At 67.2% G+C, this 21,813-nt stretch carries 20 protein-coding genes; 10 read left to right on the top strand and 10 right to left on the bottom strand.

All coding sequences use genetic code 11. From position 1 onward, the window contains the following. The first annotated feature begins 24 nt into the window (after positions 1-24). The 3 genes from LFT45_RS03250 to LFT45_RS03240 all read left to right on the top strand — a co-directional run bounded on the left by LFT45_RS03250 (position 25) and on the right by LFT45_RS03240 (position 5,943). A complete protein-coding gene (locus LFT45_RS03250; RefSeq protein WP_236806574.1) occupies positions 25-3,738 on the top strand; it encodes a DNA polymerase III subunit gamma and tau in 3,714 nt (1,237 codons plus the stop codon). Positions 3,739-3,869: 131 nt separating this feature from the next. After that, positions 3,870-4,469 (top strand): recombination mediator RecR, encoded by a 600-nt coding sequence (gene recR, locus LFT45_RS03245; protein WP_190604438.1) that lies wholly within the window; start codon positions 3,870-3,872, stop codon positions 4,467-4,469. A 115-nt stretch (positions 4,470-4,584) separates the two neighbouring features. Beyond that, positions 4,585-5,943: an aspartate kinase gene (locus LFT45_RS03240; RefSeq protein ID WP_236806573.1), complete on the top strand. Its 1,359-nt coding sequence runs from the start codon at positions 4,585-4,587 to the stop codon at positions 5,941-5,943. A 90-nt stretch (positions 5,944-6,033) separates the two neighbouring features. On the opposite strand, the gene LFT45_RS03235 is transcribed toward LFT45_RS03240, so the two are convergent. Both LFT45_RS03235 and LFT45_RS03230 read right to left on the bottom strand, forming a co-directional pair. After that, complete coding sequence (locus LFT45_RS03235; RefSeq protein ID WP_236806572.1) at positions 6,034-6,219, bottom strand: hypothetical protein; 186 nt, start codon at positions 6,217-6,219, stop codon at positions 6,034-6,036. 176 nt (positions 6,220-6,395) lie between these two features. Beyond that, positions 6,396-6,590 carry a hypothetical protein gene (locus LFT45_RS03230; protein WP_194718022.1) on the bottom strand — a complete coding sequence of 65 codons (195 nt, stop codon included), beginning with the start codon at positions 6,588-6,590 and terminating at the stop codon, positions 6,396-6,398. Positions 6,591-6,752: 162 nt separating this feature from the next. Between LFT45_RS03230 and LFT45_RS03225 the strand changes: the two genes are divergently transcribed. After that, entirely contained in the window at positions 6,753-7,202 is a 450-nt protein-coding gene (locus LFT45_RS03225) for a MarR family winged helix-turn-helix transcriptional regulator (RefSeq protein ID WP_236808926.1), read from the top strand. A gap of 108 nt (positions 7,203-7,310) precedes the next feature. Here the strand turns inward: LFT45_RS03225 and LFT45_RS03220 are convergent, their stop codons facing one another. Next, a complete protein-coding gene (locus LFT45_RS03220) occupies positions 7,311-9,755 on the bottom strand; it encodes a S8 family serine peptidase (RefSeq protein ID WP_236806571.1) in 2,445 nt (814 codons plus the stop codon). Between the two features lie 241 nt (positions 9,756-9,996). Here LFT45_RS03220 and LFT45_RS03215 point away from each other — a divergent pair, with 241 nt between their 5' ends. Genes LFT45_RS03215 through LFT45_RS03205 form a run of 3 tightly spaced genes read left to right on the top strand, consistent with a single transcriptional unit; the run spans position 9,997 to position 11,997 of the window. Further along, positions 9,997-10,635 carry an SSI family serine proteinase inhibitor gene (locus LFT45_RS03215; RefSeq protein ID WP_236806570.1) on the top strand — a complete coding sequence of 213 codons (639 nt, stop codon included), beginning with the start codon at positions 9,997-9,999 and terminating at the stop codon, positions 10,633-10,635. Between the two features lie 4 nt (positions 10,636-10,639). Continuing rightward, the gene (locus tag LFT45_RS03210) at positions 10,640-11,596 is read left to right on the top strand and encodes a 3-methyladenine DNA glycosylase (protein WP_442863591.1); all 957 of its coding nucleotides are present in this window, start codon (positions 10,640-10,642) and stop codon (positions 11,594-11,596) included. After that, on the top strand, positions 11,593-11,997 hold the full coding sequence (locus tag LFT45_RS03205) for a serine protease inhibitor (protein ID WP_236806569.1): 405 nt from the start codon (positions 11,593-11,595) through the stop codon (positions 11,995-11,997). The genes LFT45_RS03210 and LFT45_RS03205 overlap by 4 nt, the downstream gene beginning before the upstream one ends. A gap of 139 nt (positions 11,998-12,136) precedes the next feature. Here the strand turns inward: LFT45_RS03205 and LFT45_RS03200 are convergent, their stop codons facing one another. Both LFT45_RS03200 and LFT45_RS03195 read right to left on the bottom strand, forming a co-directional pair. Continuing rightward, positions 12,137-15,292 (bottom strand): S8 family serine peptidase, encoded by a 3,156-nt coding sequence (locus LFT45_RS03200; RefSeq protein ID WP_442863590.1) that lies wholly within the window; start codon positions 15,290-15,292, stop codon positions 12,137-12,139. Between the two features lie 270 nt (positions 15,293-15,562). Further along, positions 15,563-15,805 (bottom strand): hypothetical protein, encoded by a 243-nt coding sequence (locus LFT45_RS03195; RefSeq protein ID WP_236806567.1) that lies wholly within the window; start codon positions 15,803-15,805, stop codon positions 15,563-15,565. A gap of 256 nt (positions 15,806-16,061) precedes the next feature. On the opposite strand from LFT45_RS03195, the gene purS reads away from it, so the two are divergent. The 3 genes from purS to purL are packed head-to-tail and all read left to right on the top strand — an operon-like array spanning position 16,062 to position 19,469. Further along, positions 16,062-16,313, top strand: coding sequence for a phosphoribosylformylglycinamidine synthase subunit PurS (purS, locus tag LFT45_RS03190; protein ID WP_003798434.1), 252 nt, complete (start codon positions 16,062-16,064; stop codon positions 16,311-16,313). Position 16,314: 1 nt separating this feature from the next. Beyond that, positions 16,315-17,085, top strand: coding sequence for a phosphoribosylformylglycinamidine synthase subunit PurQ (gene purQ / locus LFT45_RS03185; protein ID WP_236806565.1), 771 nt, complete (start codon positions 16,315-16,317; stop codon positions 17,083-17,085). Then, positions 17,085-19,469 (top strand): phosphoribosylformylglycinamidine synthase subunit PurL, encoded by a 2,385-nt coding sequence (gene purL / locus LFT45_RS03180; protein ID WP_440156710.1) that lies wholly within the window; start codon positions 17,085-17,087, stop codon positions 19,467-19,469. The genes purQ and purL overlap by 1 nt, the downstream gene beginning before the upstream one ends. A gap of 79 nt (positions 19,470-19,548) precedes the next feature. Here purL and LFT45_RS03175 read toward each other — a convergent pair whose 3' ends face one another. From LFT45_RS03175 to LFT45_RS03155, 5 genes are read right to left on the bottom strand one after another with little or no spacing between them, the layout of a single operon-like run. Then, positions 19,549-19,842 (bottom strand): DUF503 domain-containing protein, encoded by a 294-nt coding sequence (locus tag LFT45_RS03175; protein WP_111904856.1) that lies wholly within the window; start codon positions 19,840-19,842, stop codon positions 19,549-19,551. Between the two features lie 21 nt (positions 19,843-19,863). Then, positions 19,864-20,181: a putative quinol monooxygenase gene (locus LFT45_RS03170; protein ID WP_236806561.1), complete on the bottom strand. Its 318-nt coding sequence runs from the start codon at positions 20,179-20,181 to the stop codon at positions 19,864-19,866. Between the two features lie 5 nt (positions 20,182-20,186). After that, entirely contained in the window at positions 20,187-20,837 is a 651-nt protein-coding gene (locus LFT45_RS03165; RefSeq protein WP_236806558.1) for a hypothetical protein, read from the bottom strand. Positions 20,838-20,850: 13 nt separating this feature from the next. Continuing rightward, on the bottom strand, positions 20,851-21,399 hold the full coding sequence (locus LFT45_RS03160; RefSeq protein WP_236806556.1) for a DUF1990 family protein: 549 nt from the start codon (positions 21,397-21,399) through the stop codon (positions 20,851-20,853). Beyond that, positions 21,392-21,796 carry an MmcQ/YjbR family DNA-binding protein gene (locus LFT45_RS03155; RefSeq protein ID WP_236806555.1) on the bottom strand — a complete coding sequence of 135 codons (405 nt, stop codon included), beginning with the start codon at positions 21,794-21,796 and terminating at the stop codon, positions 21,392-21,394. Before LFT45_RS03155 ends, LFT45_RS03160 begins: the two co-directional genes overlap by 8 nt. Positions 21,797-21,813: the final 17 nt, after the last annotated feature.

Raw genomic sequence — 21,813 nt, 5'->3', positions numbered from 1 at the left:
AGTCCCTATAGGTAGGTTTTCCCTGTGACTGTTACAACTGCCCTTTACCGCAGGTACCGCCCGGACTCGTTCGCGGACGTTATCGGGCAGGAACACGTCACGGACCCGCTGATGACGGCGCTGCGCAAGAACCGCGTGAACCACGCCTACCTTTTCTCCGGCCCGCGTGGCTGCGGCAAGACCACATCTGCGCGCATCCTGGCCCGCTGCCTCAACTGTGCGAAGGGCCCCACGGACACCCCGTGCGGCGTCTGCCCCAGCTGCGTCGAACTTGCCCGCGGCGGAGCCGGCTCCCTCGATGTCATCGAGATTGACGCTGCCAGCCACGGCGGCGTGGACGACGCCCGCGACCTTCGCGAACGAGCCACCTACGCGCCGGTGCGGGACCGCTACAAGATCTTCATCATTGACGAGGCGCACATGGTCACCTCGGCGGGCTTCAACGCCCTGCTGAAGATCGTCGAAGAGCCGCCGGAACACATCAAGTTCATCTTCGCCACCACCGAGCCGGACAAGGTCATCGGGACCATCCGCTCGCGCACGCACCACTACCCGTTCCGGCTGGTGCCGCCTGAACCGCTTATGGCATACCTCGAGCAGCTCTGCCACCAGGAAAACGTCCCGGTGGCCCCCGGAGTGCTGTCGCTGGTGATCCGCGCCGGAGCGGGGTCCGTCCGGGACTCGCTGTCCGTGCTGGACCAGCTCATGGCAGGCGCCGGACCTAACGGCCTCGATTACGAGCTCGCCGTGGCACTTCTCGGCTACACGCACGCCTCGCTTCTGGACGACGTTGTCGAAGCAATCGCCGCTTCCGACGCCGCCACGGTCTTCCGCGCTGTGGACCGCGTCATTCAGACGGGCCACGATCCCCGCCGCTTCGTGGAGGACCTCCTGGAGCGCTTCCGCGACCTCATCATCGTGCAGGCCATGCCGGAAAGCGCCCAGGCCATCCTCCGCGGCATGCCGGCCGACCAGATCGCCCGGATGCAGAGCCAGGCACACAATCTCGGTGCGGCTGAGCTGTCTCGCGCCGCCGATGTCACCAACACCGCGCTGACGGAGATGACGGGTGCCACGTCGCCGCGCCTACACCTGGAACTGCTCTGCGCCCGCATCCTGCTGCCCAGTTCCGAGCAGACCGAACGCGGTATCGCCGCGAGGATCGACCGTGTGGAGCGCCGCCTGAACTACGCCGGATCCGACGCCGGTGCTCCGGTTGCAGTTGCGGTCGCGCCGGCTCCGGGGGCAGCCACGCCGGCTCCTGCTGCTCCGGTTGCGGCTGCTCCGGTTGCGCCCTCCGCGTCTGTTCCGCCTGCCGCTCCTGTCCAGAACGATTCGGCCTCCCATGCTCCGGCAGCTTCGGCGTCAGTTCCTGCCGCTCCGGCCGAGGCAGCTCCCGTGTCCAGCGCGTCGCAGGTGGGCCCACCCAGCATCCAGGCCCCACCCGCGGCGCAGGACGCACCCGGACGCGAAGGATCCTCGGCACAGGGCGCGCCCGAACGGGAAGCCCTGGCCGCACCACGGATCACCACTGGCGACTGGCCTATGGATGACGCCGCCGCGCGCCACCGCCCCGCCCCGGACGCGCACGACGGCCAGGGACGGGACTTCGTCGCCCAGCGTCCCGCGCCCGTACAGACCCCGGAATCCGCCCCGAGGCCGGAAGAGGCCCAACGCCACGAGGCCCCGCCCCAACAGGCCCGAGGCCCAGAGCATGTTGCCGCACCGGCGGCCCCGGCCGCTCCCGCGCCGCAATCCCACACCCAGCCCCCGTCCAAGGCAGCTTCTGCCAGCGCAGGCTCTGCCAGCACAGCCGCCGCCGGGGCAGCTTCCGCCGGGGCGCATGCCGACGTCGAGGTACTCCGCCGCGCCTGGCCCGAGGTCCTGCAGACGCTGACAAAAGTTAAGCGGAGCACCTGGGCACTCGTGGAGCCCAACGCCCAAGTTGGCCAATTCGACGGCCAGGTCCTGACGCTCGTCTTCACTACCTCCGGGCTGGCCGGTGCATTCGGCCGGGCGGACCACTCCGAGAATCTGCGCCAGGCCATCCACAAGACGATCGGCATCGACTGCCAGATCACCGCGGTGGCAGGCGCCGGCAGTTCAGCGAGCTCTGAGCCAAACCCAAAAGCGCCTACTAGCCGGGACGTTCCGGCTACCACCACCGACGCTGATTGGGGCCTGGCCCCTGCCCCAGGTGGCGCCAGAGACCCGGAGCCCGCCCCTGCCCGCCCTGCGGCAACTGGCCCGGCTCCGGCGTCGACGGGCTCGTCCACCGTACCCGCGGCAGGGCACGCACCTGCGTCTTCGCCGCAGGCCCCTGCGTCTTCGCCGGAGGCCCCTGCGGTGTCCGCGCCGCAGTGGTCAGGACCCACCATCACCGCATCCCGGTCGGACACCGCCGCACCCGCTGGCGTGGGAAGCGCTACTGGTGCATCCAGCACACCTGCACCATCGGCGCCCGCCGCCCCTGCCGGCAGCGGCAGCGCGGCGGGAGCATCGCGCAATGAACCGTCCGCAGTCCCCCAGCAGCCGGCCCCGCAGCCTGTGCCCGCCCAGGCGTCCGGCGCGCCGTCCGTTGCCGCGCAGCAAGAGGCGGCACGCGGACCTCAGCAGCAGGCCGGCGACTACTCCTATCCGGATGACGACTGGGGTCCTCCACTCGACGAAGACGCACCTCCGCTGGATGAAGAGCCTCCCATGGACTGGGAGCCATCGCGCCAGTGGCAGGGCAGCCCCGCGCCATCGTCGGCGCCGGAGATAAAGACACCGGCGGTAAACCAGCCTGCCGAGTCCGCACCCCCGGCTGCGCAAATCCGTGCAAAAACGACACCCCCGGCGCAGGCGGAGCATCAGCCTGCTCCAGACACCTCGGCTGATCCGTGGTCCCGTGCTGTGGAGCAGACACCTGGCGTATGGGCTCTCGGTTCCGAAAGCAACGTGGGCAAGAACCCGGCCGCGGTTGACATGGACTACGACGAGGAGTCGAGCGGCTCCGCTGCACCGGTGTACCCGCCGGCAGCCGCCCAGCTGCCGCGCGCCGGCGGGGACGCCGGGGGAAGCCAGCTGTCCAGCACCCCAGGTGGGGGCACCTCAGTTGAAAGCGGCCCGGGAGTGAGTGGGCCAGGTGTGAGTGGCCCGGCTGTGAGTGGCCCAGCTGAAATCGCCGCTACTGAGAGCACCCCGGGAACAGCCGAGCGCGGTGCCCCGGAGTTCGAGCCTGCCTACGCCATGGCATCCGCCGCGGCGGCTGCCGGCCACGAGTACGGAGCACCCACCCCGAACCAGGGCGTCCGCGCCCCCGCCGTCACCGCTGCCACCGAGGCCGCCCCGGTCCGCGTGCCCGTATTCGCCTCCGGCCCAGCAGTTCCGGCAGGACCAACGGTGCAGGCAGGGCCCGCGGTTCAAGCCGGACCGGCGGTACTGGCCGGCCCTTCAGTTGCCGCTGCCCGCACCGCTGCACCGGCGGCGGAGCCTGCCACCGAGACTCCCGCAAGGGGCAAACTGAGCCTCTACCAGAGGCTCTCCAACAGCCCGGAGGCCGAGGCTGGGCGGGCCAAGGCGCCCGCGCGGAGCACCGAGGAACCGGCACCATACGTGCAGGACATCCCCAGCGCGGATGACGAAACCATCGAGGAGTCGGGCGTCTTTGGCCGTGCCGCTGTCGAGCGTATTCTGGGCGGAAAGCTCATCGAAGAACGGTCACTGGACGGCAGCCCCCTGGCGCCCCGGTACTAGGCCGCGGAACCCGGCCCTGAAGTAGCTCCAGCCCGGAGCGGGAACCCAAGGGCCGGGCAGCTCGCCCCGTGACGTACCGGTGCCCCGTCTGGCGGCGCCGGCCATCTTTCAACCAAGCAATCGAGGAAAAAGTGTACGAGGGTGCAGTTCAGGAGCTGATCGACGAGCTCGGACGTCTTCCCGGCGTGGGACCGAAGTCGGCGCAGCGCCTGGCGTTCCACATCCTGGAGGCAGACCCCCAGGACATGAAGCGGCTGGTGGAGGCCATCACCACCGTCAAGGAACGGGTCAAGTTTTGCGCCGCCTGCGGCAACGTGACCGAGCAGGAACTGTGCAACATTTGCCGCGACCCGCGGCGCGACCCCTCCGTCATCTGCGTCGTGGAGGAGTCCAAGGATGTGCTGGCCGTGGAGCGCACCCGCTCATTCCGGGGCCGCTACCACGTGCTCGGCGGTGCCATTAACCCAATCGCCGGCGTCGGCCCGGAGCAGCTCCGGATCCGCGAACTCCTCAACCGGCTCAGCGATGGCGCCGTCCAGGAGATCATCATCGCCACTGACCCGAACCTGGAGGGCGAGGCCACGGCCACCTACCTGGCGCGCATGCTGCAGTCCATCGGCATCGCAGTAACGCGGCTCGCTTCCGGGCTGCCAGTAGGCGGCGACCTCGAGTACGCCGACGAAGTCACCTTGGGCAGGGCCTTCGAGGGCCGCCGGAACGCCCTCAGCTGACCGCAACGGTCACAATTCCACAGCGGGCGGGCCACGGCGATAAACTGGGTATGCCGCCGTGCCATAAGGACGCTTGGCCTCCAGAACTCCAATTTGATCCAGTGAGGGTGCACGCATGAGTATGCCCAGTACCGATGTGAAAACCGAACCGCGGCGGCAGGAGCTGCCCGCAGATGCTGCTGCCACCACGCAGCTCATTGTGCAGAAGTTCGGCGGCTCGTCGGTGGCTGACGCTGACGGCATCAAGCGCGTGGCCAGGCGCGTGGTCGACGCCCAGAAGGCCGGCAACGAAGTCGTCGTCGTCGTCTCCGCGATGGGTGACACCACCGACGAACTCCTTGACCTTGCCGGCCAGGTCACCGACTCAGCCCCGGCCCGCGAGATGGATATGCTCCTCTCCGCCGGTGAGCGCATCTCCATGGCCCTGCTGGCCATGGCCATCAACAAGTTCGGCGCCTCCGCGCAGTCCTTTACGGGTTCCCAGGCCGGCATGATCACGGACGGGATCCACGGCAAGGCCCGGATCATTGACGTCGATCCGCACCGCATCCGCACGGCCCTGGACAAGGGCCACATTGCCATCGTGGCCGGGTTCCAGGGCATGAGCCGCTCCACGAACGAGATCACCACCCTCGGCCGCGGCGGTTCGGACACGACGGCGGTGGCCCTTGCCGCCGCCCTCGAGGCTGACGTCTGCGAGATCTACACCGACGTTGACGGCATCTACACGGCGGACCCCCGAGTGGTGCCGTCAGCCCAGAAGATCGACCGCATCTCCAGCGAAGAGATGCTGGAACTTGCCGCGTCCGGGGCCAAGATCCTCCACCTCCGGTGCGTCGAATACGCCCGGCGGTTCGGCGTGCCACTGCATGTCCGTTCCTCATTCAGCCAGAACGAAGGCACCTGGGTCCTGCCCGGCGCCGATGACAAGATCACGACTCAAGAGGGAGTTGCCTTGGAGCAGCCAATCATCTCCGGTGTTGCACACGACCGCTCGGAAGCAAAGGTCACCGTTGTAGGTGTTCCGGACATCCCCGGCAAGGCAGCCGCGATCTTCCAGGTCATCGCGGACGCGCACTCGAACATCGACATGATCGTCCAGAACGTCTCCACGCACGGCACCGGCAGGACGGACATCTCCTTCACGCTGCCCATCGTCGAGGGCGCCGACGCCCTTGCCGCCCTCCGTGCAGCGCAGGCTGAAATTGGGTTTGAAAGCATCGAGTACAACGAGCAGATCGGCAAGCTGTCGCTGATCGGCGCCGGCATGCGCTCCCACCCTGGCGTTTCCGCCACGTTCTTCAAGGCCCTCTCCGCAGCGGGCATCAACATCAACATGATCTCCACCTCGGAAATCCGCATTTCCGTGGTGACCCATGCAGACCTGCTCGATGACGCGGTCCGCGCCATCCACAAGGCATTCGACCTGGACAGCGAAGCCGTTGCCACCGTCTACGGAGGCACCGGCCGCTAAGGGTCCCGGTCAGGCACTGCGAGTCAGTGCAGACAGAAGCCCCGGTGCGCTCACGCGCACCGGGGCTTCTTTACTTCGTTGAAGGCGTTGTCACTTATCCAGGTCGCCCTTGCGGACAGCATAGTGGTGCCCTTCCGAGTCGGTCTCGACTTCGAACTGGGCCAGATCGTTTTCGGAAGCATGCTCATAATCGTCATGCAGGTGAACCACCGGCGTGGCTGAGTCGCCGACGGCGGCAGGGCCGAATACGAACCGGAGCCTGTCTGTCAGGTTCATAAAGCCACTGAGCACGTGTGCCACAAGTCCCACCCCCTTCCCTGCTTGAAGGCGGAGAGCGTCTGCCCTTCGACTGCCAGTGCCCTTATTTTACGCCGGGACCCCCAAAAAGAACCCCGGCCGGTACAGCCTGGCCGCTGGCACCGGGCCCGGCCGCCGGGCCCGGCCCTTGGCGGCTAACGCAGGGACTTGTCGTCGGGGTTGCGGGGCACAACGTAGGTGCTGCCGTCCGGGCGGCGGACGGTCTCCCACTGCTGCGTCTCGGCCTCGCGCTGCGCGAGCAGCTTGCGGTTCTCCTCGGTCATGTCGTGCACCAGCGAACTCCTGTTGGCGGGGCCAAAAACCGCCCTGAGCTTGCCGGTTGCCCGCATGAACCGCTGCGCGCCGTTCTCTTTTGCCACGGTGTCCACTCCATTCCACGACTACTGCCACAATCAAGGATACACTAATGATTAGTGCACTAACGATTGAAAGGGATGCTCATCACCACCCGCCCGAAATCCCCGGCCGCCGGCACGGCCGGACCAGCCGCAATGCCCGCTTCCGAGCAGGACGACCTCCTTCTGGAACGGCAACTGTGCTTCGCCCTGACCGTCGCCTCGCGCAGCGTCGTCGGCGCCTACAAGCCCGTGCTGGACAGGCTGGGGCTCACCCATCCCCAGTACTTGGTCATGCTGTGCCTTTGGGAGGCCAGCCCGCGCACCGTCCGCGATATCAGCCAGGCCCTCCTGCACGAGCCCGCGACCATCTCCCCTCTTCTCCGGCGCCTGGAAGCGGCCGGCCTCATCACGCGCAGGCGCGTGGAGGGGAACGAGCGGGCCCTGGCGGTGGACCTGACTCCGCAAGGGGCGGCCCTCCGCCAGCAGGCCACGGCAGTTCCCGGGACCATGATGGCCAAGCTGGGCCTCAGCCGGGACCAGGTGGAGAGCCTGCATAGCTCCATGATGGACCTGATTGCCGCCACAGGCTCCGCCCATGGCTGACTTCCTTTTGCTTTTCAACCGGTCCACGCACGACGCCGGGACTCACCACCAGCGGTGAGTCCCGGCGTCGTCCGTCCTGGACCAACTGCGCTCCTTGGACCAACTGCACTACGGCACCGGGCGCACCGCCACCGGTGAACGGACAGTGTTGTCGCCTGACGTCCAGGTCAGGGATCCGGTGGAGTACGCGTTCAGCGGCGCCCCAGCGGTAGTGAACGTGATGGTGACCGTGGCACTTTCACCCTCCGCCAGCGTCACTTCTGCCGGACTGACAGTGGCCGTAATGCCCGGAAGGGTGATCGCTGCCTGGTAGGTTCCCGCCGTGACCGCCGTGACCCGCCGGGTGACTGTCTGGCTGCCGGACATGGCTCCCAGTGCCACCGAGGGAAGGTTGACGTCCTTGGCCGCGATGGGGGCGACGCCAAGGTCGATTCCCTGTCCCTGGAGGAAGCCCATCCAGTCACTGATGCCGGCGTCGTAAACGAGTCCCGGGGAGTCGAACCGGGCGGGATCAACATGGCCGGCGCCCTGGGCAAAGACGTTATGCACTTTGGCGCCGGCCGCGTTGACCAGGTCGTAGGCCGTAGTCATGATGGCTGACTTCACGGCGGCCGGGGACCACTGCGGGTTCTTGCCGAGCAGCAGGGCTCCCGAGCCGGCGATGTGCGGCGATGCCATCGACGTGCCGGACAGGAAGCCGAAATTCTCGCCCTTGAATCCTATGGGCGAAACAGCGGCAAGCACTGCCACGCCAGGAGCCGCAACGTCAGGCTTGAGCAGGTCTCCGTTGGATGCCAGGGTGGGTCCGCGCGAGGAGAATTCGGCAATCTGCGGCACCGCCGGGGGCTCGGCTCCGGTGGTGTCGGTCGCCTTGAGGTTTGCCGTCATGCCCGGAGTTGCCGCCACCAGGTCCTTGATCTTCGGGTCGCCTGTGTGGACCGTGGGGACACTGTGCAGATCGGCGTCGAGGGAGCCCGGCGTCAGGTTGACCAGGACCATGCCCACACCGCCGGCGCGCTTGACCTCGGCGCTCTTGTCAACGCGTGCCACAACGCCGCGGTCGCAGACCACAATCTTGTTCGCAACCTTGGCCGGGTCCAGGGAGTTCGGCGCGCACAGCGCCGCATCTGTAGCCAGCGCTGCGGCCGCTTTCACGTCCACGGCCAGCACGATCGGCTTGGAGTCAACCTCGCTGCCCATGACACTTGCGCCGGCGAACTTGCTGCCGTCCGACAGTTCCGCGGTTCCGCGCAGCGTGTTGTCGAAGGTCGAGGCGGCCACGCTGGTGATCCAGGGTCCGGCGTGGTTGACGGTCGAGACCACCGGACCGGAATTGCCGGCGGAGGCGGCCACAAAGATCCCTGCGGCCGCGGCGTTCAGGAACGCGAGCGAAACGGCGTCGACAGTGGAGTTGTTGTTTCCCGAGATGGAGAAGTTCAACACGTCCACGCCGTCGAGGACGGCATCCTGGATGGCGTTAAGAATGTCCGACTCAACGCACCCGGTAGCCTCAGGAATGGAGCCTTCCCAGCAGACCTTGTAAACGGCAATCTTGGCCGCCGGCGCAACGCCTGAGCTCTTGCCAAAGTCCCGGCCGCCTACCGTCTGGGTGACGTCACTGTTGCCGGCTGCGGTGCTGCCCGTGTGGGATCCGTGGCCGTTAACGTCCAGCGGCGAGAACTTCTCACTCGGGGACCGGAATTCCGGGGGGACCGCCGCCTTGTAGGCCTTGTCGTAGAACCTGGCGCCGATGACCTTGCTGTTGCATTCCGTGCCGTCGAAACCGTCGCCGGCCACGCAGTTACCCACGAAAGTTCCGCCGTTGGCCTTCCGCATTGCGATCACGTTGCCCTGGAGGCGGTACGGCACGCCGACGTCCGGGGTGCCGGACAGCGGATCAACGGTGTCCCCCGCGAAGAACGGGTTGTCGGGCGTGTAGCCGGTGTCCACCACGCCCACGACGACGCCCTTGCCCGCCTCACCCGTGCCGCCGAACTGCTGGTCCCACACGCCGTTGCCGCCGGGAAGTCCAAGGAAGTCGGTGCTCGAGTAGTCCGGCTTGCGCATGCCGTCCGGGACCACGGCCAGCACGCTGCTGTCACCGGCGAGCGCCTTGGCCTGCGCCGCGGAAAGTACAGCGCTGAACCCGTTGAGGGCCAGGGTGTAGCTCCTGTTGATGGTCACGCCCTTGGATGCCGCCGCCCGCTGCTGCTTGGCCCTGAGATGAGTATCGTATTTGCGGGAGTTGGGGCCGGAGGGGTTCAGCTTCTTGCCCTTCGGCACCGCCGTGCCCGGGATGCCCGGGACGCCACCGGAGTAGGTGGCCAGCGGCTTGTCCTTGAGCATCACGATGTAGTGGCCGTCGTCGAGCGGCGACGCCGCCGGCTGGGCGGCGATTGGCTGGAGAGCAGCCGGCTGCGCCGATGCAGCTACTGGAGCCGCCGCCGTCGGTCCGGCGAGGCCCTGGCCGATGACCATGGCAAGGGCTACGGCGAAGATGGCCGGCAGCCTACTGCCGTGTCCGGGGCGGGCAGTGGATTGCTGAGGGATCATGGGGATGCCTTCCTTGGTTCAGGACCTGTAGACCTTTGGTCCCACGAACTGGACGCTCTGCCCCCCCATGGGCGTCATCACTATTTGGTTATGCCGCGCACCCGTTGATGTCAGAAAGATACCGCGGACGCCCCCAAGAATCGATACCCTTCCGTTAGCAATTGCCGGGTACCGTTATCCGGCTGTACCGGACGGCCCGGGGCCCCGACGGTAGAATGGGAAAAACTTGAGGAGACCCGGCATGCGCAAGCAACTGATTTCTGTGCTGCTCGCCCTCGCAGCGACGGGCGGTCTCGCAGCCTGCACCCCGAACACCGGAACCGGCCAGCCTTCGGCCACCCCCGGGACCACCACCGGCTCGCCGGGGACGCCATCGCCCGGGACTTCTTCACCGGGCACCGAGACACCGGGCACAGAAACCCCCGGCACCGGCACTCCCGGTACCCCGGCGCCAGGCTCCACACCGCCCGACGCCGAAACGACCGTCCCGGCGCCCGCACCCCCTGCCGCTTCTCCCCTGCCGTCCGGACCGGGCGCCGGCGATGCCGAACTGTCCATCACGGTCAAAGCGTCGAAGGACGGAAAGGCCGCCAATTACACGCTGGTCTGCAAGGGCGGCGCGCCAATGGCCGAAAGCCAGCACCCCACCGCCGCAGCAGCCTGCGCGTCGCTGAAGGACAACGCAGCCATCGTGAACCCCGCGGCGCCGTCCAAGGGCATCTCCTGCACGCAGCAGTATGGCGGGCCGCAGGTGGCCACCGTGACGGGCGAAGTCAATGGCACTCCTGTGGAGGCCTCCTTCGCCCTGCGGGACGGCTGCCAGATCGGAGCCTGGAACGCCGCCAAGGACATCCTCGGTGCTGCAGGCGGGGCTCTCTAGCACCGTGGCAGGTACTGCATTGACGATCCCCGCCGCCCAGGTCCTCTCATCTGCTGACTGGCGGGGACGGGAAGCCGCTCACGTGCGCCGGGTGCGCCGTTACGCCGATCCCTACCTTGCCCGCCGCTCCGCGGGGCGGAAGCATCCCGTGGAGGACTTCCTCTTCACGTACTACACGCAAAAGCCCGGCCAGCTGCTGCGCTGGCATCCCGGCGATGGTGCCGTCCTCTCCGGAACGGAGGCGGCTGCCCGCAAGGACTGGAAATTCTACAAAGCGCTCGACGGCGGTGAGCTGGCCAGCGCGGGCCTCCCGCCCGGCAGTACCGCGGTGGTGTTCGACCGTCAGTCGTTCCTGGCCGAACGGCGCGAGGCCGTCCTGTTTGCCCGGATCATTCTGGCCGGAACGGCCGCGCGGCCGGCGCAGTTCGGCTGCTTCGGCCTGCACGAGTGGGCCATGGTCTACCGGCAGGAGAAGTTCGAGCTGCGCCACGAGTACCTTAAGCTGCGGCTCGGCGGTGCGGGCACGGACAAGGTGGTCGAGGACAACAGGATCCGCTGCTCGCACTTCGACGCGTTCCGGTTCTACACACCCGACGCCGTGCCCCTGAACGAGCTTTCCCCCAGCCGGGAGAACCAGCGGACCATGGAGCAGCCCGGCTGCCTGCACGCCAACATGGACCTTTACAAGTGGGCGTACAAGCTCTCCCCTGCCCTGCCCAGCGAACTCGTCATGGACTGCTTCGAGCTGTCCTGGCGGGTGCGGGCCATGGACATGCAGGCCTCCCCCTACGACCTCACGGACTGGGGTTACCCCGCCATTCCGATTGAGACCCCCGACGGCAAGGCTGCCTACGTGGAGCAGCAGCGAGCCTTCTCGGCGGAAGCCCAGGAGCTGCGCGGCAGGCTCATGGCCGCCCTCGCGCCGCTCTTCGGCAGCCTCGGAACGGAGACCGAACGATGAGTGGCACACCTCCGTTCCCGGGCGCAGGCCCGGACGTGGCCCTGCCTCCGGACGCAGACCTTGAACTGACCGTCGCCCTCACCCACGCCCCGGGCGGCCCCGAACACATCTTTGTCCTGGTCAGCCGTTCCGGCCTACTGGTGGAATCAACCCTGCCGGATCCAGCGGCGGCGATTGCCGCCGTCGCACGCTTCGGCGAACGGATCTTTTTCCCCGAACCGGGCCCGCCCAGGCTGTGCACCCAGCAGTACGGCGGCCCCCAGGTGGCCGTGGTCACCGGCATTTTCAACGGCCGCACGGTGAACTCGCGGTTCTCCATGACGGACGGTTGTGAAATTGCCCGCTGGCGGGCGCTGTCCCCGCTGCTGGGCGGGGTGGCAGGGTCCACGGGCGCCATCTGAGCCCGGCGAGATCTGCGCTGCCCCCAGGTGCTCGAACAGAGGGATGGCACGGCGAAGGCCGGCGGGACTTTGGCAATTTGCGCTATGCCCGCCGGCCTTCGCTGTGTGGCCCCTTCGGGAGCCGCGTTCCGGGACCTTCCTAGATGGAGTTATCCGGTGACCGCGTCAGGTCCTGGTTCTGGACCTTACCCCGTTCCTTCTTTTTCTTCGGATCTTCCGAAGCCGGTGCAACCGCGACGGCGCCGCCCTCCGCCACCACGACGCTCACGAACGTCGGGGCGCTGGCCCCGTCGAAGGTGATCCGCCCGATGTAGGAGCCGGGCGCCAGGTTTTTCCAGGTGAGGGCGAGCTTCCCGCTGAGCCCGTTCGCAAGGCGGACCGGATCAGGAGTCACGGTGGCGTTGCCCTCATTCGCCCCGAGGACCGCAGCATCCACCGAGGCCTTGGTGGCCTGCTGGTTGGGACTGTCGTAGAGATTCACGAACATCTGGTAGGTACCGGCAGCAGGGTTCGGAATCGAAACAGACTCGCTCGCCGAGGCCGTGGCGACCACAATTGCCTGCCCGTCCGGCGTGACCACCACCATGTCGAAGTCGGCGTTCTCATCCGCGGAAATCACGGACAGCTTGGCCAGGGGCACGCCGGCCGGAACTTCCACCGTCTTGACGAAGTTCGAGGCGTCGGCCTCGTACCGGAAGGGACCGGGTACGAGCTCGATGGCCGAGGAGTCCGCCTTCGACAGGCCGTCGAGTGTCACGTTCGTGCGCGAGTTCGACCCCGAGACGATGCCGATGTTCCCGGAACCGTTGGCCCCTTGGGAGGTGAACGCAATGTTCTTGGGCGCAACCACCGACTGCGGCCGCACCGCAATGGGTGAGGTCACGGTCTTGTTGGCACCCTGCCACGTGAGGGAACCCGCGGCGAACTCGCCCAGCTTGGCGCTCTGGTTTTCAAAGGCCACCTTGAACGTGCGCTTCTCGCCCGCCGCGCTGAAGGACAGGACCGACGGCGTCACCGTGACCTTCACTCCGGGCACGCTGGCCTTCGCGCTGTACACACCCGGTGTCAGGGCGGTCACCGTCCGGGTGACCTCGATCCTGCCGGCCAGGTTTCCGAGCGAGAAGGACGGGACGTTCATGTCGCGGGACCGCGTGCTGCCAAGCCCGGGCATGCCAAGGTCCATGCCGGTTCCCTGGATGAACCGCAGGTAATCGTCGGTGGTGGCGTCGTACACGAGGCCCGGATCCAGGACGCGGGCGGGGTCGACCTGTCCCGCGCCGGTGGCGAGGACGTCCGTGTTCTTGCTGCCGTCTGCGAGCTTGACGTCGCTGGCGGTGGTCATCATGGCCGACTTCACGGCGGCCGGGGACCAGGTGGGATTCTTGCCCAGGATGAGGGCACCGAAGCCGGCCACGTGGGGCGACGCCATGGACGTGCCAGACATGAAGCCGAAGTCGTCGCCGGCGGCACCGATCGGAGAAACACCGGCCAGGACGGCGACGCCGGGTGCGGCCACGTCGGGCTTCAGCAGGTCAGAGTCGGTAGCGAGGAGCGGTCCGCGGGAGGAGAAACCGGCGATCTGCGGCTGCGCCTCTGCGGGCAGTCCCGTGGTGTCCTTGTTGACCAGCGAGACCGTGATGGCCGGGTTCGCCGTCACCTTGGCCTTGATGGTTTCCGTGGCAGGCGGATTCACGTGCACGGTAGGGACGGAGTGCTTGTCGGCGTCGAGCGATGACGCGGCCAGGTTCACGAGGATCATGCCCACCCCGCCACCCCGCGCAACTTCGGCGCTCTTGGCCACCCGGTCGTAGACGCCCCGGTCACAGACCACCACCTTGCCGGCGATCTTGGCCGGGTCGAGGGAGCCTGGGGCACACAGTGCAGGGTCGGCGGCCTGTCCGGATGCTGCACTGGCGGCGAGCACAACGCCCGCGCCGGAAACTTCACGGTTCATGATGCTGGCGCCGCGGAACTTGCTGCCGTCGGAGAACTCCACGGTGCCCTGCAGCTCCTGGGAGAAGCTGCTGGCCGCAACGGTGGTGACCCACGGCTCGCCGTGGTTCACGGTGCTGGCTTCGGGGCCGGAGTTGCCCGCGGAGGTGGCCACGAAGATGCCAGCGGAGGCTGCGGACAGGAACGCCATGGACACCGGGTCCGTCGTGGTGGACGTGGTGCCCGAGATCGAGTAGTTGAGGACATCCACGCCGTCGAGTACGGCCTGGTTGATGGCGTCGACAGCGGCCGAGGTGTAGCAGCCGCCCGTGTTGGGATCGTTGTCCTCCCAGCAGATCTTGTAGGTGGCAAGCTTGGCGGCCGGTGCGATGCCGCCGGTCAGGCCGAAGCTGCGGCCGTCGACGAAGGTTTCCACGTCGGCATTGCCGGCCGCGGTGCTTGCCGTGTGGGTTCCGTGGCTTCCCACGTCCACCGGCGAAATCAATTCCTCCGGCGCCCGGTCCTGCTTGGGCACGGAATCCTCGAAGGCGTCGGAGAAGTACCTGGCACTGAGGACCTTGGAGTTGCAGGCCGTACCGTTGAACTCTTCGCCCGTTTGGCACTCGCCCTCGAAGGTGCTGCCGTCTGCTTTCAGCATCGCGATGTTGCCGCCGGCAGTGCGGTAGGGAACGCCTACCTGCGGGTTGCCCTTGAGCTGTGCAACCTCAGTGCCGGCGAAGAACTGGCTGCCCGGCGTGTAGCCGGAGTCGATGACGCCCACCACAACACCCTTGCCGGCGCCGGCCTTTCCGCCGAACTGCCTGTTCCACGTGCCATAGGCTCCGCTGAGTTTGAGGAAGTCCGTGGTGGAGTAGTCCGGGGCCTGCTGGGTATCGGGTGCCACCGCGAGGACCTCAGGGTTCTTGGCAAGGTTCACGGCCTGGTCGGCGGTAAGCCTGGCGGTGAAACCATTGAGTGCCGCCGTGTATTTGCGGCGGATCTGCACGTTTTCCTTCTGAGCCAGCGCGGCCTGTTTCGCCTCCAAGTGGGCCTGGTACTTGCGTACCTCTGCCCGGTCGGCGTCGAGTTTATGGCCGGACCGCGGCTTTGTGGCCTGCAGGCCCGGAGTGCCGCCCTCGTAGGTGGCGGCGGGCTTCTCGGTCAGGACCACAATGTAGCGGCCGGCCGAGTAGTCGTTGGGGTCAACGTTCTTTTGCTGTGCGGCCGTCGCCGCAACCTGCGACGGCGCCGCGGTTGCCGGCAGCGCGCCGACCGACGAAAGAAGCAAAGGCAAGCCGACAGCCAGTGCCACTGCTTTCCCGGCCCCCCGGCTTCGGAATAAGCTTTTTCCTGCTGATTTCACGAGTGGTTGGAACCTTTCCTAAGGAACAGCCCCGGCTACATTGCCGGGCGCAGGCGGCAACGACACGTGAAGATGACAGGTCCTGTCGATCCCAGCAATCGTCGACCGATCCCCACAGTACCTACTGAGAGCCGTATATGACATAGGCCACAATCCACCAATTTACTTTTTTGTCACTGCCCTTGACGCTCGCATCAAAAAGCCGCGGCGGGCGCCCGAAAAGGGCACCCGCCGCTGCGAGTTGAAGTCTGTGCTGCCGCCTGGCGGGAGCTACTGCCGGGGCGTGCGGACCACCTCACTGATCCACTGGCGCGTCTTCTCGTCGACCGGACCGGCCACCCGGTCACCGCCGGCAGCGCCTCGGCCAGCACGGCGCCCAACCCGGTCCTGGCCGGCATTGTTCTGGCGGGCCGCGCGGTCGGCTTTGATCTTCTGGAACACCATCCTTCCGAGGCCGGCGAACACGGCGACGGCCATCACAGGCAACAGGACGGATTTCGAATTCTCAGCCATTCCGCAATCCTACTGAGCGTGCCCCCGGCGGGCCAGAGCCGGCGTCGTTCTTCCCGCTCAGTGGCGTCCGCCGCACCGGATACGAAAGTGGTGCGCTGCGGCCGGTAGAATAGGCATGCAAGCTCGCGGAGCGCCCGTCCACACCATGCCATTTGAATGCCCTGCCATTTGAACCGGGCAGGCAATTTCAGGAATGGCGTGAGACGGCACCACTCCGCTGCGCCCTTACCCAATGCACACGCACAGGAGTTACCGGATGCCCCGGATCGTTGTCGACGTCATGCCCAAGCCCGAGATTCTGGACCCCCAGGGGAAGGCCATCGTGGGAGCACTCCCCCGCCTGGGTTTCACCAGCTTTAGCTCTGTACGCCAGGGCAAGCGTTTCGAACTGACCGTTGACGGCGAGGTGACCGAGGACATCCTGGCCCAGGCCCGCGATGCCGCCGAAACCCTGCTGTCCAACCCGGTGATCGAGGACGTCGTGAACGTCGAGGTCGTCGAGGCCTGAGATGACTGAACTTCCCCTGATCGGCGAGGCAATCGCCGTCGCCGCCGAGCCGCGCTTGGCAGGCGCGAAAATCGGCGTCGTCACTTTCCCCGGAACCCTGGATGACCGGGACGCTTCCCGTGCGGTCCGGCTCGCGGGCGGCACGCCTGTGGAGCTCTGGCACGGAGACTCCGAACTGGGCGACGTTGACGCCGTCATCCTGCCGGGCGGATTCTCCTACGGCGACTACCTGCGCGCCGGCGCCATCGCGCGCTTCGCCCCGCTGATGTCCAAGATCATCGACGCCGCCAACTCCGACGCCAAACTGCCGGTGCTCGGCATCTGCAACGGCTTCCAGCTGCTGACCGAGTCGCACCTGCTGCCCGGCTCCATGATCAAGAACGACCACCTGAAGTTCATCTGCCGCGACCAGGTGCTGCGGGTTGAAAACAACAGCACCTACTGGACCGGGGACTACGCCACGGGCCAGGAAATCACGGTGCCGCTGAAGAACCAGGACGGCCAGTACATCGCGGACGAAAAGACCCTCGACGCCCTCGAGGCGGAGGGCCGCGTGGTGTTCCGCTACGTGGGCTTCAACCCGAACGGCTCGCGCCGTGACATTGCCGGCATCTCCAACGCCGCCGGCAACGTGGTGGGGCTCATGCCGCACCCGGAGCACGCCGTGGAGGTGGGCTTCGGCCCCGAGTCGCTGGACGGTATCGGCGGGTCCGACACCGAAGGCCTCGGTCTCTTCACCTCGGTACTGAACAAGATTGTGGGAGCGAACTAATGACCGAGATCTCACGCCCCACGGGCACCCTAACCTCGCACGCTCGGCCAGGGAACCCTGCCAGTGTGGACCCCAGCTCGATCACCGAGACCAAGAAGTTCAACATCGACACCGTCGAGCACGCGGCCAAGACGCCGGACACCGAACTGCCGTGGGCCGAACTCGGCCTGAAGCAGAACGAGTTCGATGAGATCGTCAAGGTCCTGGGCCGCCGCCCCACCGGCGCGGAACTCGCCATGTACTCCGTGATGTGGAGCGAGCACTGCTCCTACAAGTCCTCGAAGAACCACCTGCGCCAGTTCGGCGACAAGGTGACCGACGAGATGAAGAAGGACATGCTGGTGGGCATCGGCGAGAACGCCGGCGTCACCAACCTGGGCGACGGCTGGGCCGTGACGTTCAAGATCGAGTCGCACAACTCGCCGTCGTTCGTTGAGCCGTACCAGGGTGCCGCCACCGGCATCGGCGGCATCGTCCGCGACATCATCTCGATGGGCGCCCGCCCGGTTGCCGTGATGGATCCGCTCCGCTTTGGCGCCATCGACCACCCGGACACCGCCCGCGTCATGCACGGCGCGGTCGCCGGCATCGGCGGCTACGGCAACTCCCTCGGTCTGCCGAACATCGGCGGCGAGATGGTCTTCGACTCCGTGTACCAGGGCAACCCGCTGGTCAACGCCTTAGCCGTGGGCGTCATGCGCCACGAGGACATCCGCCTGGCCAACGCCTCCGGCAAGGGCAACAAGGTGGTCCTGTTCGGTGCACGCACCGGCGGCGACGGCATCGGCGGCGCCTCGGTGCTCGCCTCCGAGTCCTTCGACGACACCAAGCCGTCCAAGCGGCCTGCGGTCCAGGTGGGCGACCCGTTCGCCGAAAAGGTCCTGATCGAGTGCTGCCTTGAACTGTTCAAGGGTTCGCTGGTTGAGGGCATCCAGGACCTCGGCGCCGCGGGCATTTCCTGCGCCACGTCCGAGCTCGCCTCCAACGGCGACGGCGGCATGAACGTCGAACTGACCTCTGTCCTGCTGCGCGACCCCACACTGACCCCGGGCGAGATCCTGATGTCCGAGTCGCAGGAACGCATGATGGCCGTGGTGACGCCCGAGAACGTCGAGGCCTTCGAAGCTGTCATGGACAAGTGGGCCGTGGAGTACGCCTGGCTGGGTGAGGTGACCGACAGCGGCCGCCTGATCATCACGTGGGAAGGCGAAGTCATTGTCGACGTCGACCCGCGCACCGTGGCCCACGACGGTCCGGTCTACGACCGCCCGTTCGCCCGCCCCGAGTGGCAGGACGCCCTCCAGGCCGACTCCTTCACCGGGTCCGCCCAGGACGCCGGCCGCCCCTCCGCCCCGGCGGAACTGGCCGCGGCCGTCACGGAGCTCGTCGCTTCGCCGAACATGTGCGACAAGTCTTGGATCACCAACCAGTACGACCGGTACGTCGGCGGCAACACCGCCTTGGCGTTCCCGGACGACGCCGGCGTGGTCCGCGTGGACGAGGAATCCGGCCTGGGCGTTGCCCTGGCCACCGACGCCAACGGCCGCTACACCTACCTTGACCCGTACCACGGCGCCCAGCTGGCACTGGCCGAGGCCTACCGCAACGTAGCCACCTCCGGCGCCGTGCCGATGGCCGTCAGCGACTGCCTGAACTTCGGTTCCCCCGAGGACCCGGACGTCATGTGGCAGCTGGCCGAAGCCATCCGCGGCCTCTCCGACGCCTGCATGGTGCTGGGCATCCCCGTCACCGGCGGCAACGTCTCGCTGTACAACCAGACTGGCACCACGCCGATCCACCCCTCCCCGGTGGTGGCAGTGCTGGGCAAGCTCGACGACGTTGCCCGCCGCACGCCGTCGGGCTGGCGGGAAGACGGCGCAGCCATCTACCTGCTGGGCACCACGGCGGCAGAGCTGGACGGCTCCGAATGGTCTAACCTGCGCGGCCACCTCGGCGGTCTGCCGCCCAAGGTTGACCTCGAGGCCGAGCGGGCGCTGGGCGAGATCCTGATCAACGCGTCCCGCGACGGCATGGTGGACTCGGCCCACGACCTCTCCGAGGGCGGCCTTGCCGCGGCCCTGGTGGAAGCGTCGCTGCGCTACGGTGTGGGCGCCCGGATCGCGCTGCAGGATGTCCTGGACCGCGACGGCGTGGACCTCTTCACCGCGCTGTTCTCCGAGACCCAGGGCCGCGCCGTCGTGAGCGTTCCGCGCTCCGAGGAAGTCCGCTTCAAGGACATGTGCACCGCCCGCGGCTTCGAGCACCTGCGCATCGGCGTGGTGGACGCAGCCAGCGGACAGTTGGAGATCAACGGCGTGGACACCCTCTCGCTGGACTCGCTCCGCGAAGCCCACGAGGCCACCCTGCCGAAGTACTTCGGCTAGAGGCCAGTAACTACCGACGCGGGGTCACTTCCCGCCCAATAATCCCCCCGGATTGGGCGCGAAGTGACCCCGCGTTGCTTTAATCCTCGCTGTGGATCTCCCGCTGCCGGGCGCTTAGCAGCTCCAGTTCCGGACGGTAGGCCACGAAGCGTTCGACCGCGGTGAGCACCTCCACGAGGTGCGCGCGGTCTGCGGCGACCAGACCGGCGCCGATCCTCGTGCGGCGGTACTGGTCGTGGTCCCCCACCTCGGCCACGGAGACGTCATAGCGCCGTTTGACCTCGGCCAGCAGCGGCCGAACAACAGACCTCTTCTCCTTGAGGCTGTGCACGTCGCCGAGGAGGATGTCGAACTCGATCCAGCCGATCCACATGCACACAATGCTATCGAGTGCTCAGATCGTGAGTTCGCCCATCGCGTCCCAGCCGTCGCCGTCGAACTGACGGCTGATGATGCGCGGGGTCTCCGCGAGGGCCTGCGGCATGTCCGCCATGGCCTTCTTGAAATGGGCGCTGTTGACATGGTCCCCGGCGGCATCGTCCTTGAACGCTTCGACCAGGACGAACTCGTTGGGGTCGTCCACACTGCGGGACCAGTCGAACCACAGGTTGCCGGGCTCCTGGCGGGTGGCCTCGGTGAAGTCAGCCACGAGGCCGAGCCATTTGTCGGACCAGTCTGGCTTGACCTTGAACTTGACGACGATGAATATCACGGGATTTATGCCTTTCCTTGGGTTTGTGCGTTCTGTCCGGAGGAGAGTGCCTGCTCGCACTCCTCGATGGCCTCGCGGGCATACTTCTGCTGGGCCGGGGTTCCGACGCGTTCGGCCCACTGCTCGGCGAGCTGGAACTCCACGAGGGCCTCGGTGAGCCGGCCCGCTCCGTGCAGGGTCCAGCCCAGGTTGTTGTGCAGGGCCACCATCCAGCGCTTGGTCCGCTCGTCGTGGACCGTCGAGGCGTACTCCAGGGCGCTGCGGGTCCAGAGCTCCGCGTGGGCGGAGTCGGCGATGGCCAGCATGTGCAGTGCGTCCACGGCCAGGAATTCCTCGCCAAGGTGGTCGCCGAGCTCGGCCGCCTGCTCGAACAGCGGCACCGCCATGGCCGCGTGCCCGCTCGAGTTCAGGACCCTCCCGCGCTCCAGCAGGACGCGGACACCAACCGTCGGCTCGTCCCCATCAATTGAGTCGAGCAGGGCGTCGGCCTCTTCGAAGCGACCCTGGAGCCCGATGGCCCGCCCCAGCTGCGTGGAGAGTTCGGCCCGTTCGTCGGCGTCGTACCGCGGGTCGGCCAGCGCGTCCCGAAAACGCTGCTCGGACAGCTTCGGATCCTCGAAGTTCCACAAAAGGTCAAGGCTCTTTTGGTCCAGCATGTACCTCTCCTGATCAGCTTTCACCTGCGGCGAGTTGCCGTGCACCTTCAATGTAGCGGGAAGTCATGAGGCGCTGCGCACGGCGGGCCAGCGCGCCGCCGGCAGCGTAGAACCAGTTGGACGGCCGGCTGAACGCAGTGATGCTGAGGTACACCCTGCCTTGGGCGTCAATCTCGGCCTCAAACGACTCCTCGCCGCGCACCGGGTGGCCAGGCAGGGAGCCATAGCCGAAACCGGCCGACTGCGGTCCGCCGCCCGGCACGGGACGGTGCACCCACACCACCTCGCAGGGGGCATTGAGGCGGAAGGGCCCGACGCCGAATCCGTTCACCACGCGCGCGCCGGGAACGACGACGTCGGACTCGGTCCGGACGCGCAGCCCGGACCGCCGCTGCAGTTCCCAGGCCAGTATCCCCCGGGCCACCCGGTGGTAGACGTCCGTCCCCTCGCCGAGATAGTTGCGGGACGCCACCCGGCGGTAGCCTGCCGGGTGCCCGCCGCGCTCGGTGGCGCCGATCTCGGCGTAATTGAGGGCACCCCGTGCCAGCCGCTTTTCAGCCATCGCGCACCTGGCCGGCCCAGCCCAACTGTTCCCGCTGCTTCCGGCTCAAGGACGCGACCACAAGATCGTAGGAGTCCTCCACCATGTCCCGGACCATGTCGTCCGGCAGTCCACCGTCCAGCCGGACGCCATTCCAGTGCGTCTTGTTCATGTGCCACGCCCCGGTGATCTCGGGATGAACGGCCCGGAGCTGTTCTGCCAGGGCAGGCTCGCACTTGAGGCTGACCGACCAGTCATCAGGATCCATGGTGGACGCGGCGAACATCTTGGCCTCCTGGCGCGCCCCGCCGGACACGGCCGACCTGACCTTGAATACCGACGTTTCGGGCCCGAACGGGAAGTCCTCGAAGGCGCCCGGAAACGACAGGCAGATCTTTCTCAGCGCGGCTTGATCCATGCTGCGAGCCTACAAAC

The sequence above is a fragment of the Arthrobacter sp. FW305-BF8 genome (assembly GCF_021789315.1).
In the GTDB taxonomy this organism is placed as follows: Bacteria; Actinomycetota; Actinomycetes; order Actinomycetales; family Micrococcaceae; genus Arthrobacter.
The sequence above is the reverse complement of the archived record's forward strand: the minus strand, read 5'-3'. Positions and strand labels throughout refer to the sequence as shown.

What these genes read in the sequence shown, in the direction of transcription:
- LFT45_RS03240 (WP_236806573.1), top strand. Translation starts at nt 4,585, where the DNA reads ATGAGTATGCCCAGTACCGATGTGAAAACCGAACCGCGGCGGCAGGAG.
- LFT45_RS03235 (WP_236806572.1), bottom strand. Translation starts at nt 6,219, where the DNA reads ATGAACCTGACAGACAGGCTCCGGTTCGTATTCGGCCCTGCCGCCGTC.
- LFT45_RS03230 (WP_194718022.1), bottom strand. Translation starts at nt 6,590, where the DNA reads ATGCGGGCAACCGGCAAGCTCAGGGCGGTTTTTGGCCCCGCCAACAGG.
- LFT45_RS03225 (WP_236808926.1), top strand. Translation starts at nt 6,753, where the DNA reads ATGCCCGCTTCCGAGCAGGACGACCTCCTTCTGGAACGGCAACTGTGC.
- LFT45_RS03220 (WP_236806571.1), bottom strand. Translation starts at nt 9,755, where the DNA reads ATGATCCCTCAGCAATCCACTGCCCGCCCCGGACACGGCAGTAGGCTG.
- LFT45_RS03215 (WP_236806570.1), top strand. Translation starts at nt 9,997, where the DNA reads ATGCGCAAGCAACTGATTTCTGTGCTGCTCGCCCTCGCAGCGACGGGC.
- LFT45_RS03205 (WP_236806569.1), top strand. Translation starts at nt 11,593, where the DNA reads ATGAGTGGCACACCTCCGTTCCCGGGCGCAGGCCCGGACGTGGCCCTG.
- LFT45_RS03195 (WP_236806567.1), bottom strand. Translation starts at nt 15,805, where the DNA reads ATGGCTGAGAATTCGAAATCCGTCCTGTTGCCTGTGATGGCCGTCGCC.
- purS (WP_003798434.1), top strand. Translation starts at nt 16,062, where the DNA reads ATGCCCCGGATCGTTGTCGACGTCATGCCCAAGCCCGAGATTCTGGAC.
- purQ (WP_236806565.1), top strand. Translation starts at nt 16,315, where the DNA reads ATGACTGAACTTCCCCTGATCGGCGAGGCAATCGCCGTCGCCGCCGAG.
- purL (WP_440156710.1), top strand. Translation starts at nt 17,085, where the DNA reads ATGACCGAGATCTCACGCCCCACGGGCACCCTAACCTCGCACGCTCGG.
- LFT45_RS03175 (WP_111904856.1), bottom strand. Translation starts at nt 19,842, where the DNA reads ATGTGGATCGGCTGGATCGAGTTCGACATCCTCCTCGGCGACGTGCAC.
- LFT45_RS03165 (WP_236806558.1), bottom strand. Translation starts at nt 20,837, where the DNA reads ATGCTGGACCAAAAGAGCCTTGACCTTTTGTGGAACTTCGAGGATCCG.
- LFT45_RS03160 (WP_236806556.1), bottom strand. Translation starts at nt 21,399, where the DNA reads ATGGCTGAAAAGCGGCTGGCACGGGGTGCCCTCAATTACGCCGAGATC.
- LFT45_RS03155 (WP_236806555.1), bottom strand. Translation starts at nt 21,796, where the DNA reads ATGGATCAAGCCGCGCTGAGAAAGATCTGCCTGTCGTTTCCGGGCGCC.